Source organism: Nocardia salmonicida (genome assembly GCF_036142455.1).
Lineage (GTDB): Bacteria > Actinomycetota > Actinomycetes > Mycobacteriales > Mycobacteriaceae > Nocardia > Nocardia salmonicida.
The window spans coordinates 861,921-874,085 of sequence record NZ_CP108014.1; the positions used below are offsets into that span (position 1 = coordinate 861,921).

Here is a 12,165-nt window from a genome sequence, read left to right on the forward strand (position 1 = left end):
CGCTCACGCGGGAACGATCGAGTCTCCCTCGACGCGAACGGGTTCGGCGGCCAGCGGCTTCGTGGCCGGCCCGCCACGCACGGCGCCGTCGAGCCCGAATCGGCTGCCGTGGCACGGGCAGTTGATCGTGCCCTTGGCCACGGTCGCGACCTTGCACCCGGCATGCGTGCAGGTCGACGACAGCCCGACGAAGTTGCCCGGGGTCGGCTGGGTGACCACCGTGTCGCCGACGATCACCCCGCCGCCCACCGGGACATCCGCCACCTTGACCAGCGCACCGGCGGGTGCCCCGGGCCCGGGCGGCGCCACGGGTGCCGAGTCGCCCATCTCGGCCGCGCCGCACGCGGTCAGCGTCGCCGCGGCGGCCAACACACCCGTGCCGACGACAACAGCGCGTCGGTTCAGCGAGAAATCGTTGATGGTCATCGCTCGTTCTCCGATTCAGTCGATACCCCCGCCGATACGCCGACCGGCTCTTCCCCTGTCAACGTCGGACATCCCCTCCCGGTTCGACCGAACCCGATTGCAGGCGAGCGATCTCTACTTCTTATTAAAGATTAGCCGGTAAACTTTAATAAGGAGGTGTGATGTGGCAGAGCTGCTGTCGTGTCGGTGGGAGAGTTCTCTCGATCGTGGTGGGTTGTCCCGTCGTGACCGGAGCGCCGGTTCTTTTGCTGCCTATCTACCGGATCCGCTGATGGGCAGGGCCTTCACCTTCGACGGCGCCACGGCCGCCGATATCGCGGATGCCGAGATCGCCATCGCCCGGCTCGATCGGGACGCGACGGCGTTGTCCGATACCGAGGTGCTGTCACGACTGCTGCTGCGCGCCGAGGCCGTCGCCTCCTCGCGCATCGAAGGTCTCGAAATCGGCGCGCGACGGTTGCTGCGCGCTGAGGTCGCGTCGGCCTTCGACGGAGTATCCACCGATGTCACCGCAGTGGAAGTGTTGGCGAATATCGATGCGATGGCACTGGGCGTGCGCTCGGTCTCGCGCGGTGAGGAAATCACCGACGCGGTGCTGACCGACGTGCATCGACGATTGATGACCGGCACGCACCTCGCCTCCCACGGCGGGCGGTACCGGGACCAGCAGAACTGGATCGGCGGCAGTTCCTACAACCCGCGCTCCGCTGTGTATGTGCCACCGCCGCCGCAGTACGTCGCGGAGTTGATGGCGGACCTGATCTCGTTCGCCAACACCGACGATCTGCCCGCGGTCGCGCAGGCCGCGATCGCACACGCCCAGTTCGAGACGATCCACCCGTTCGTCGACGGCAACGGGCGTGCAGGACGTGTCCTGATCCACCTCGTGCTCCGTCGACGAGGCCTGTCCGAGCGGGTGATCGCGCCGGTTTCGCTCGTCTTGGCCACGGCGACCCGTAGCTACATCGATGGTCTCACCACGTTCCGTCACCTCGGTCGACCCGATGCGGCGGCGGCCGTGGCGGGCGCGAATGCTTGGATCGGCAGGCTCGCCGCAGCGTGTACGCAGGCGGTCACCGACGCCATGGTGTTCGAAGCGAGAACCGCCGCCTTGTTGACGCGATGGCGCGAGCGAGTCGCGCCGCTACGATCGGATTCAGCTGCGGCCCTGCTACTTCCGCATCTCGTCGGCGCACCGATCGTCACTGTCGCTACTGCCGCCGCCCTGGTCGAGCGCAGCTTTCCCGCCGCCAATACGGCGATCGAACGACTGGTCGATGCCGGAGTCCTGCGGCAATTGACGGTCGGCCGCCGCAATCGCGCGTTCGAGGCTCCCGAAGTCTTCGAGGCGTTCGGCGCACTCGAACGGTGCTTGGCGAACCCCGATGGCGAGACACGTTCGCCGCAGCGGCCGGTGCCTCGTGGGTAGTGCCGCACCGGCGTGAAATCTCCGGGTAGATCGGGGGATTCCCCTGATGTGGTGGGCGGTCGGGGAGCCTAGCGTTCTCGGTGTGAGGGCGATTGCGCAGCAGGTATACGGGTCAGCGGCGATGTTGACGGCAGTGGAGGTCGGGCGGCCGTCGGTGGGCGCGGGTGAGGTGCTGGTTCGGGTGCGCGCCTCGTCGGTGAACGCGCGGGATTGGCATGTGATGCGGGGGGATCCGAAGATCGCGCGGTGGATGGATCGGTCGGTGTTCGGTCGCCAGGGACCGGCGAACCCGGTGCCGGGTGGGGACTTCGCGGGGATCGTCGAGGCGGTGGGGGACGGTGTCGCGGAGCTGGCTCTGGGCGAGGAGGTGTTCGGCGAGGCGGTCAGCGGTGCGTTCGCGGAGTACATCGCGGTGCCGCGGGCGTTGCTCGACCGGAAACCGGCGAATCTGAGCTTCGAGGAAGCCGCGGCGGTGCCGTTGGCCGCCAATACCGCCCTGACCTGCCTGCGCCACGTCGGCGAGGGCGAGCGGGTGCTGATCATCGGCGCGTCCGGTGGGGTCGGCACCTTCGCGGTCCAGATCGCCCGAGCACGGGGCGCGCAGGTCACCGGGGTGTGCAGCACCCGCAATGTCGAGGCTGCGCGCGCGCTCGGCGCGGAGCATGTCGTCGACTACACGCGCGACACCGTGACCGGCCGCTACGACACCGTCCTCGACCTTGCCGGAACGCGGAACCTGCGGGCACTGCTGCGCCTGGTCGAACCCGCCGGGACGCTGGTGCTCTCCGGTGGCGGCAACTTCGACGGCGGCAGCTGGTTCGGCCCGGTCGGCCTGCTCGCGCGCGGTCAGCTGGCTCGACCGTTCGTGAAACCCGCCATCCGGGTTCCCACGGCCGAGCAGACTTCGGAGTCGCTGACCGAACTGCGGGAACTGATCGAGTCGGGCCTGCTCCGCCCGGCAATCGACCGGACCTATCCGCTGGCCGAAACGCCCGCCGCGATCGAGTACATGGAGACCGAACACGCGCGGGCGAAAATCGTGATCACCGTCGCGTCGACGGACTGACCTCACAGCAGGCGGAACTCCATCATCACTCCATCATCGCGATCGCGTCATCGACGGAGGTGGACAGGGCCGCGAGCCGACTGCGTGGATCCGGAGCGGCCAGGGCCGACTGGCGGTCGGTCGGCCCGATCGGCAGGCGAGCGGCGAGCTCGTAGGAGCGGGTGGTCGGATCGTCGGACAGATCGTCCAGCGATGCCGACGGCGGCGGCCTGCGGATGCCGTTGCGCCGCGCGAACTTGGCCGTCAGCGTGTGCAGACGGTCCGCACGTTCACGCAGGCCCGCCAGCAACTCGCCGTCGTCGGCACCGGCGCCGTCCGGCCAGAGTTCGGCTTCCGCCCGGGGATACGGGGCGTCGTCGAGCCACTTCTCGACGCGGATGCGGTCGGTTCCCTTGCAGCGCAGCCGGTATCGCGAACCGGGAAGTTCGATCACCTCGGTGATCCTGGCGACGGTGCCCACCTCCGTGCGCACCTCACCACCTCCTACCTCGTGCCCGCGCGCGATCAGCACGACACCGAATTCCGGCTCCCGCCGCCCATCCGTGCAGTCCTCGACCAGCGCCACGTACCGTGGCTCGAAGATCTGCAACGACAGCGACTCACCGGGTAGCAGCACCGCGCCCAGCGGGAATATTGGTATCTCCACCGTTCCAGCATGCCCGGTGTCGCGCGGACTACGTCCATCCGGCGCGCTCACGCTGTGTCCTTTCGGCAGGTTCGTGGCCGCTTGTCGGTGACGTGGGCCAGGCGATTCCCGCGCCATCGTGCGCCTTTCGCGATAACGAAGGGTGCTCGCCCGCGGCCGAGGCCCCTCACGCGGTGGCGATCGATTCGAACACCCTCGGGTCGACCAGTGTCGAGGTGTCGCCGAGTTCGCGACCTTCGGCGACATCGCGCAGCAATCGGCGCATGATCTTGCCGCTGCGAGTTTTGGGCAGCTCCGGCACGATGTGGATCTGGCGCGGCCTGGCGATCGGACTGATCTCCAGCGAGACCGCTGCCTTGAGCTCGGACACGAGGGCGTCGGTCGTGGCCGCCGACCCGGTCAGGATGACGAAGGCGACAATTCCCTGTCCGGTGGTCTCGTCGGACGCACCGACCACGGCGGCCTCGGCGACGGCCGGGTGCCCGACGAGCGCGGATTCCACCTCGGCGGTGGAGATGCGGTGACCGGACACATTCATGACGTCGTCGACGCGCCCCAGGATCCACAGATCGCCGCCGGCGTCGAGCTTGGCGCCGTCCCCGGCGAAGTACCAGCCCTCGGAGGCGAAACGCTGCCAATAGGTTTCGCGGTAGCGGTCCATGTCGTTCCAGATGCCGCGCAGCATCGACGGCCACGGCTGATCCAGGATGAGCAGCCCGGATTCGTCGGATCCCAGTGGCGTGCCTTCGTCGTCGACGACCTGGGCGGAAATCCCCGGTAGTGGGCCCATCGCGGCACCGGGCTTGGTCGCGGTGACGCCCGGTAGCGGCGAGATCATGATGGCGCCGGTTTCGGTCTGCCACCAGGTGTCGACGATCGGAGTCTTGTTCGCGCCGAACACTTCTCGGTACCAGCGCCATGCTTCGGGGTTGATCGGTTCGCCGACGGAGCCGAGCACTCGCAGGGTGCTCAGATCGTGCGCGTCGGGGATCTCGCGGCCCCACTTCATGAACGTGCGGATCAAGGTAGGCGCGGTGTAATAGATGGTGACGCCGTACTTTTCGATGATCTGGAAGTGTCGGTGTTCGTCGGGGGAGTTGGGGGTGCCTTCGTAGACGACTTGGGTGGCGCGGTTGGCGAGTGGTCCGTAGACGATGTAGCTGTGTCCGGTGACCCAGCCGATGTCGGCGGTGCACCAGTAGACGTCGTGTCCGGCTTTGTGGTCGAAGACGTTGTGGTGGGTGTAGGCGGTTTGGGTGAGGTAGCCGCCGGTGGTGTGCAGGATGCCCTTCGGTTTACCGGTGGTGCCGGAGGTGTAGAGGATGAACAGTGGGTGCTCGGCGGGGAAGGGTTGTGCCTCGTGGGAAGGCGAAGCGACAGCGACGGTTTCGTCCCACCACAGGTCACGTACCTCGGTCCACGGCACATCGAGTCCGACTCGGCGCACCACCAGCACATGCTCGACGCTCGACGGATCCGAACCCAGCGCCTCGTCGACGGCGTACTTCAGCGCGGCGGGCTTGCCTCGCCGCCACTGACCGTCGGTGGTCACGATCAACCGCGCCTGGGCATCGTCGACCCGCTGACGCAAGGCGGTGGGGGAGAACCCGGCGAACACCACCGAGTGGGTGAGCCCGAGTCGCGCGCACGCCAGCATCGTCACGATGGCTTCGGGCACCATCGGCATGTAGATCGCGACCCGATCACCGGCGACCAGGCCGAGCGCGGTGAAAGTATTGGCCGCCCTGCACACGTCATCGAGGAGCTCCGCGTAGGTGATCGCGCGCGAGTCGCCCGGTTCGCCCTCCCAGTGGATGGCGACCTGGTCGCCGTGCCCGTCGACGACGTGGCGGTCGACGCAGTTGTAGGAGACGTTGAGTTCGCCGTCGCCGAACCAGCGCGCGACCGGCGCGTCGGTCCAGTCGAGCACCTCGGTGAAGGGCTTGTGCCAGTGCAACCGGTTGGCCTGCTCGGCCCAGAAACCGTCGCGATCGGCGCGCGCCCGCTCGTACAGCGAGGCATCGGCATTGGCCGACGCGGCGAACTCGGGGGCAGGCGGGAAACTGGTCACAAGAAACTCTCCTTCGGAAAACGTGGGGTACAACCCGTGCCGGTGGGGTGAACCACCGGCACGGGCAGGGTTGGCGTCAGTGCGAGATCGCCTTCTCCGCACCGACGCCGGTCAGCGACCGGACTTCCATCTCCGCGGCCTTGGCCTGATCGACATGCTCGCCACGTCCACCGAGGAACGTGCCGAGCACACCGAGCGCGAATGCCAGCGGAATGGACACGATGCCCGGGTTGGACAGCGGGAAGTAGTCGAAGTCGGCACCCTTGATCATCGCGGTCTTGCTGCCCGACACCGCGGGCGAGAACACGATGAGCACGATGGTCGAGATCAGGCCGCCGTACATCGACCACAGCGCGCCGGTGGTGTTGAAGCGCTTCCAGAACAGCGAGAACAGGATGGTCGGCAGGTTCGCCGCCGCCGCCACCGCGAACGCCAGCGCCACCAGGAACGCGATGTTCTGGCCGTTGGCGAGGATGCCCAGACCGATCGCGAGCACACCGATCACCACCGCGGTGATCCGCGAGACCCGCACCTGCTTGACCTCGTCGACCTTGCCCTTCTTGATGACACTGGCGTAGATGTCGTGGGCGAACGAGGCCGACGCGGTGATGGTGAGTCCGGCCACGACCGCGAGGATCGTCGCGAACGCGACCGCCGAGATCACCCCGAGCAGGATCACCCCGCCCAGTTCGAACGCCAGCAGCGGAGCCGCCGAGTTCTGGCCACCCGCCGCGGCGAGGATCCTGTCCGGGCCGACGATGGCCGCCGCGCCGTAGCCGAGCACCAGGGTGAACAGGTAGAAGGCGCCGATCAGGCCGATCGCCCACACCACCGAGCGCCGAGCCTCTTTCGCGGTCGGGACCGTGTAGAAGCGCATCAGCACGTGCGGCAGACCCGCGGTGCCCAGCACCAGGGCAAGGCCGAGCGAGAGGAAGTTCAGCTTGGACATCTCGCTGCCGCCGTATTGCGCGCCGGGAGCGAGCACGTCGCGGGCGGCGACCGCCTTGTTGGTGGATTCGCTCACCGATTCCTGTGCGGCACCGAGGATGTCGGAGAAGTTGAAGCCGAACTTGGCCAGCACCATGACCGTCATCAGCGCGGCGCCCGCGATCAGCAGCACCGCCTTGATGATCTGTACCCAGGTGGTGCCTTTCATACCACCGACCAGCACATACACGATCATCAGCACGCCGACGGCGGCGATGACGATGGATTGCCCTGTGCGACTGGAGATATCGAGCAGCAGCGCGACCAGGCCACCGGCGCCCGCCATCTGCGCGAGCAGGTAGAACAGCGAGACGGTGAGGGTGGTCAGCGCGGCCGCGGTGCGCACCGGGCCTTCCTTCAAGCGGAAGCTGAGCACGTCGGCCATGGTGAATTTGCCGGTGTTGCGCAGCATTTCGGCCACCAGCAGCAGCGCGACGAGCCAGGCGACGAGGAACCCGATCGAATACAGGAACCCGTCGTAGCCATAGACGGCGATCGCGCCCGCGATGCCGAGGAAGCTCGCGGCCGACAGGTAGTCACCGGCGATGGCGATGCCGTTCTGCGGGCCGGAGAAGCCGCGTCCACCGGTGAAATAGTCGGCGGCACTGGCGTTGTTGCGGCTGGCCCGGATCACCACGACCATCGTGACCGCGACGAACAGCAGGAAAATGGCGATATTGGCGATGGGATTGCCCACCGTCGAAGACGCGGCAAGGGTGACGCTCATGCCTGGCCCCCTTCGAGTTCTTCGCGGATGGCCGCGGCGCGCGGGTCCAGTTCACGGTTGGCGAAACGGACGTAGAGGCCGGTGATGAGGAACGTGGAGACGAACTGCCCGAGGCCGAGCAGCAGACCCACATTGACGTTGCCGAAGACCTTCTGCGCCATGAAGTCGTGCGCGTAGGCGCCGAGCAGCACATAGCTCAGGTACCACGTCAGAAACAGGGCGGTCATCGGGAAAACGAAGCGGCGCAGTCGATCGCGCAGATCTTGGAACTGTGGACTCGCTTGTACCGCGAGCCATTCGTCGGCACTCGGTGTGCGCGGATCTGGCGCTTCTTCGGTGTCGGTTTGGGTCATGCCGGTCGTCCTAGCGTGAAGGGGGGTCGTGCGTGGAGATGACGGTAAGTGCCCGGACGTGCGCGCATGATGGTGTGGTGTGGGTCACTCGGCGAAGGTGGCCGCCCGTGCGGTGAGCGGTCGGTGTGGTGCGACGAACGGTCGTCTCGAGATCACCGATGGGTGGCTGTTTCGGGGTCGCGGTCGGCGCTCATCCCGAGCCGTTCGGGCGCGTGCATGCGCAGGAAGACCCCCGCGACCGCCCGGGGATCCTGACCCCTGGTGGCCAGGCTCACCAGGATCGTCACCGCGAAGGCCAAGGGCACGCTGACCGCGCCGGGATAGTCGACGATCGCGGCGGGCCAGCCGTTCGCCAGATCGGGGGATACGCCGCCGAGCACCGCCAGCACGGTCGCTCCACCCGCGGTGACGCCGCCGGTGAGCATGCCGGCGGCCGCGCCGGTCGCGGTGAGTCCGCGCCACCAGATACCGAGGACCAGCAGGGGACACAGGGTCGAGGCGGCCACCGAGAAGGCCAGTGCGACAGTGCGCGACAGGTCGAGGGACGCGACGGTCACCGCGAGCGTCAGCGGGACCAGGCCCGCGACCAGCGCGGCGAGTCGGAAGTCGCGGATGCGCCCGCGCAGCACGTCGGTGCTGAGCACGCCCGCCAGGCTGACCAGCAGCCCCGACGAGGTGGACAGGAACGCCGCGATCGCTCCGGCCGCCGCCAGCGCGGCCAGCAGTTGTCCACCGAGTCCGCCGAGCACCGCGCCGGGCAGCAGCACCACCGCCGCGTCGGAGGCGCCGGTGATCAGCAGTTGTGGCACGTAGAGGCGGGCGAAGACGCCGAGCAGGATCGGGAACAGGTAGAAGACGCCGACCAGCCCGATCACCGTCAGCGCGGTCCGGCGAGCGGACGGGCCGTCGCGGTTGGTGTAGAAGCGGACGAGTACGTGTGGCAGGCCCATGGTGCCGAGGAAGGTCGCCACGATCAGCGAAAACACCTGATATTGGGGGTGTTCCCCGCCGAAGCCGCCACCGGCCGCCACCCAGCTCGCGCCGTCGGCCGGTGCGCCGGCCACCACCGGGACGGCCGAACCCGGCGCGAGGATCAACTCGGTCCCTTCGGCGAGGGTGTGATCGCCTGGTGCCAGCACGACCGGACCTGCGATGGGATGAGCGTCGAGCGTTCCGGTGATCGTGACCTGCTGCGAAACATCCAGGTGTACGACGACATCGGTGGAGATGTCGACGGTGGTGCGCTCGTCGACGGTCGGCGGCGCTGAGGTGTCGACCGGTCGTTCGTCGGCGAGGAAATGCATTCCGAGCACCAGCGCGGGCACCGCCACCGCGGTCAATTTCAGCCAATACTGGAAGGCCTGCACCAAGGTCACCGACCGCATTCCGCCGCCGATCACATTCGCCAGCACGATCGCGCCCACCGCGACCGCGCCCACCCAGGCGGGCACTCCGAGCAGAATATGCAGAGTGAGTCCGGCCCCTTGGAATTGCGGGATCAGATACACCGCGCACACCAAGACGACGAGACCGGCGGCCATGCGCCGCAACCGAATCGACCCCAACCGGAACTCGGCGAAGTCCGGCACGGTGTAGGCACCGGAGCGGCGCAGCGGCGCGGCCACGAACATCAACAGGCCCAGATAACCCGCGGTGAATCCCACCGGATACCAGAGGGCATCGGCGCCGTATTTTGCGATCAATCCGGCGACGCCGAGAAACGAAGCCGCGGAAAGGTATTCACCGGAAATCGCCGCCGCGTTCCACCGCGAACCCACCGTGCGCGACGCGACAAGGAAGTCCGACGTCGTGCGGGAAAGACGCACTCCATAGAACCCGATGCCGACGGTGGCAAGCGCCGCCAGCAGCAGCGCGGCGACCGTGAGCGCGGGAGTGTCGGGGCTCATGAGCTCGGCGTCAGTCCCCGGCCAGTTCCAGGAAGTCGTCTTCGTTGCGTTGGGCGAGGCGAACATAGGACCACCCCACCGCGTACAGCGTCGGGAACGCGAGCACGCCGAGAATCAGCCAGGGCAGGCGGATGCCGACCACCGTGGCCTCGGCGATCGCGTCGAGGCGGAACAGCACCGGCAGCGCACCGAACCCGACCGCCACCACCAGTCCCAGCCGCAAGGCCAGGCCCAGCTGCGCCCGGATCAACCCGCCGATCAACGCCGCGCCCAGATCGGTCTGCTCGACCACTTCCGTGCGGGTGCGCACCTGACGCGCCCCGCGCCGCTGCGCCAACACCACCCGTTCGCGCGGTGGTCGCTGTGGACCCGTCACCGCTGCGACCAGTTCTGTCGAGGTCCGTGTACGAGCCGCTGCTTGAGTTCGCGCACCTGCCGCCGACTCACCGGCAACTCCACCGCTCCGGCCGCCCCCTCGGCCCGCAAACACACCACCGTCGCATTGCCCGCGCTCCGCAAACCGGTCACCGATCGCAACGCCACCAGATACGACCGATGCACCCGAAGAAAGCCGGCGTCCTCCCACCGTGATTCCAATGCCGACAACGGAATCCGCACCAGATGCGACCCGCTCCCGGTATGCAGCCGCGCGTAATCCCCGTCCGCCTCGACCCACGCCACATCGGCCCGATTCACCAGCGTGGTAACCCCACCGAGTTCCACCGGAATCACCTCACTGGGATGGGCGGACTTCGCGACCACCGTCGCGGGCACCGAAACCCGCCCCGCCAGAATCCGCCGCACCGCCTCGCCCAATCGAGCGCCCCGCAGCGGTTTGAGCAGATAATCCACCGCTCCCAAATCGAAGGCGGCCACCGCGTGGTCATCGTGGGCGGTCACGAAAACCACGGCGGGCGGCTCCGCGAACTCCGACAGAATTCCCGCCAACTCCATTCCGGTGAGCCCCGGCATATCGATATCGAGAAACACCGCGTCGATCGGATGCGCCCGCAACAATCGCAACGCCCCGGTCGCCTCACCCGCCCGATGGATCTCACCGACGCCCGCCTGGGTGCTCAGTAGATACACCAGCTCATCCAGCGCCGGTTTCTCGTCATCGACGGCGAGCACCCGCAGAGCGGTCGAGGGTTCATCGGTGTTCCAAGTCACAACCCATCCATCGTAACCGGCGCTGTTGGCGCGGCGTCGAACAATGCCCCGCGAGGTGGATCAGGCGCGAATTCCGGCGCGGAATTTCGGGACGCGCATGCTGACCTTCGTCCCAGCGCCGGGCGCGGTTTCCACGACCAGGCCGTAGTCGTTGCCGAAGGCGGCGCGCAGGCGGTCGTCGACGTTGGCCAGGCCGACGTGGGCTGCCTCACCGGTGCGGGCTGGGCCGGAATCGGTGTCGACGGCGTCGAGGGCGCCCGAGCGCAAGAGGTCGGGGTCCATGCCGATGCCGTCGTCTTCGACGCTGATCAGGCAGTCGGTGCCCGCGTCGGTGGCGACGATGTTCAGTTGGCCGCCCCGGCCGCCGCCGGCGAGGCCGTGTCGGACCGCGTTCTCGACCAGTGGCTGCAAGGCGAGGAAGGGCAGCACGACGCCGAGGACTTCCGGCGCGATGCGCAGGCGCACATCGAGGGCGTCGCCGAAGCGGGCCTGTTCCAATGCCAGGTATCGCTCGATATTGCGCAATTCGTCGGCCAGAACGGTGAATTCGCCTGCGGCGCGGAAGGAGTAGCGGGTGAAGTCGGCGAATTCGAGGATCAGTTCGCGGGCCCGATCGGGGTCGGTGCGGACGAACGAGGCGATCGTGTTGAGCGCGTTGTAGATGAAGTGCGGGCTGATCTGGGCTCGCAGCGCCCGCAATTCGGCCCGGTCGACCCGAGCCCTCGAGGCATCCAACTCGGCGAGTTCCAACTGCCCGCACGCGTACCGCGCCACCTCCGCGGCCGCCCCGAGCATGCCTGGCCCCGGCTTCCCGGTCGTCACCATGCCGAGCACACCGACCGCGGTCCCGGTATCGATCAGCAACGGTTGCGCGATCAACGTGTGCTCGTCACCGGTCACCAGCACCGGCCGCTCATCGGCGACGGCGCGCCGCGCCGCGTCGGCGAACAGCGCGAGCATCCCGGTGTGCGGCCCATCCCAGGCGAGCAGCGTCGCGTCGGCGTCGGCCACGCCCAACGCCTCGGCACCGGCGAGAGCACGCAGATGCGGCGCCGCCTCGCTCGCGGATTCCTCGGTCAATCCGCGCCGCAACGGCACCGCGGCCAGCGACGCGGTGTGCAGCGCCTGATGGACGGCGCGCTGGGCGGGCGTGGTGACGACACGCTGGGTCCGCCGCCAGACCAGCAAGGCCATGACCAGCAGGGCGGCGATCACAACGGCCACGATGACGGTGGTCAACGAGTGGGCCGATCGGAGTACACCCACCGAGTATGCCGGTGACGTTCACCACGACACGCCGGTCCATGCCGAGGTACCGCTCGAGGCGCGCGCGCCGAGTGCGAATTCTGTCGGACCCCCGTGCATAGAATGCCAAGGCCAACC

11 protein-coding genes are annotated in these 12,165 nt (G+C 67.9%); 2 read left to right on the plus strand and 9 right to left on the minus strand.

Annotated features, from left to right (window positions below; genetic code table 11):
* Positions 1 to 3: 3 nt before the first annotated feature.
* A complete protein-coding gene (locus OHS03_RS04265; RefSeq protein ID WP_328660935.1) occupies positions 4 to 426 on the minus strand; it encodes a QcrA and Rieske domain-containing protein in 423 nt (140 codons plus the stop codon).
* Positions 427 to 589: 163 nt separating this feature from the next.
* On the opposite strand from OHS03_RS04265, the gene OHS03_RS04270 reads away from it, so the two are divergent.
* Both OHS03_RS04270 and OHS03_RS04275 read left to right on the plus strand, forming a co-directional pair.
* On the plus strand, positions 590 to 1,855 hold the full coding sequence (locus OHS03_RS04270; protein WP_328660937.1) for a Fic family protein: 1,266 nt from the start codon (positions 590 to 592) through the stop codon (positions 1,853 to 1,855).
* Between the two features lie 82 nt (positions 1,856 to 1,937).
* A complete protein-coding gene (locus OHS03_RS04275) occupies positions 1,938 to 2,921 on the plus strand; it encodes an NAD(P)-dependent alcohol dehydrogenase (RefSeq protein ID WP_328660939.1) in 984 nt (327 codons plus the stop codon).
* Positions 2,922 to 2,946: 25 nt separating this feature from the next.
* Here the strand turns inward: OHS03_RS04275 and OHS03_RS04280 are convergent, their stop codons facing one another.
* From OHS03_RS04280 to OHS03_RS04315, 8 genes are all read right to left on the minus strand, one after another.
* Positions 2,947 to 3,567 (minus strand): LON peptidase substrate-binding domain-containing protein, encoded by a 621-nt coding sequence (locus OHS03_RS04280; RefSeq protein WP_328660941.1) that lies wholly within the window; start codon positions 3,565 to 3,567, stop codon positions 2,947 to 2,949.
* 166 nt (positions 3,568 to 3,733) lie between these two features.
* Positions 3,734 to 5,638, minus strand: a complete 1,905-nt coding sequence (gene acs / locus OHS03_RS04285) for an acetate--CoA ligase (RefSeq protein WP_328660943.1) — start codon at positions 5,636 to 5,638, stop codon at positions 3,734 to 3,736.
* 76 nt (positions 5,639 to 5,714) lie between these two features.
* Positions 5,715 to 7,352: a monocarboxylic acid transporter gene (locus OHS03_RS04290; RefSeq protein WP_328660945.1), complete on the minus strand. Its 1,638-nt coding sequence runs from the start codon at positions 7,350 to 7,352 to the stop codon at positions 5,715 to 5,717.
* Positions 7,349 to 7,705 (minus strand): DUF485 domain-containing protein, encoded by a 357-nt coding sequence (locus OHS03_RS04295; protein WP_328660947.1) that lies wholly within the window; start codon positions 7,703 to 7,705, stop codon positions 7,349 to 7,351. Before OHS03_RS04295 ends, OHS03_RS04290 begins: the two co-directional genes overlap by 4 nt.
* Before the next feature lie 152 nt (positions 7,706 to 7,857).
* Entirely contained in the window at positions 7,858 to 9,612 is a 1,755-nt protein-coding gene (locus OHS03_RS04300) for a sodium/solute symporter (RefSeq protein WP_328660949.1), read from the minus strand.
* 10 nt (positions 9,613 to 9,622) lie between these two features.
* Entirely contained in the window at positions 9,623 to 9,988 is a 366-nt protein-coding gene (locus OHS03_RS04305; protein WP_328660951.1) for a hypothetical protein, read from the minus strand.
* Complete coding sequence (locus tag OHS03_RS04310; RefSeq protein WP_328660954.1) at positions 9,985 to 10,782, minus strand: LytR/AlgR family response regulator transcription factor; 798 nt, start codon at positions 10,780 to 10,782, stop codon at positions 9,985 to 9,987. Before OHS03_RS04310 ends, OHS03_RS04305 begins: the two co-directional genes overlap by 4 nt.
* 60 nt (positions 10,783 to 10,842) lie before the next feature.
* A complete protein-coding gene (locus OHS03_RS04315) occupies positions 10,843 to 12,021 on the minus strand; it encodes a sensor histidine kinase (RefSeq protein WP_328664085.1) in 1,179 nt (392 codons plus the stop codon).
* Between the last annotated feature and the right edge of the window lie 144 nt (positions 12,022 to 12,165).

What these genes read in the sequence shown, in the direction of transcription:
- OHS03_RS04265 (WP_328660935.1), bottom strand. Translation starts at nt 426, where the DNA reads ATGACCATCAACGATTTCTCGCTGAACCGACGCGCTGTTGTCGTCGGC.
- OHS03_RS04290 (WP_328660945.1), bottom strand. Translation starts at nt 7,352, where the DNA reads ATGAGCGTCACCCTTGCCGCGTCTTCGACGGTGGGCAATCCCATCGCC.
- OHS03_RS04295 (WP_328660947.1), bottom strand. Translation starts at nt 7,705, where the DNA reads ATGACCCAAACCGACACCGAAGAAGCGCCAGATCCGCGCACACCGAGT.
- OHS03_RS04300 (WP_328660949.1), bottom strand. Translation starts at nt 9,612, where the DNA reads ATGAGCCCCGACACTCCCGCGCTCACGGTCGCCGCGCTGCTGCTGGCG.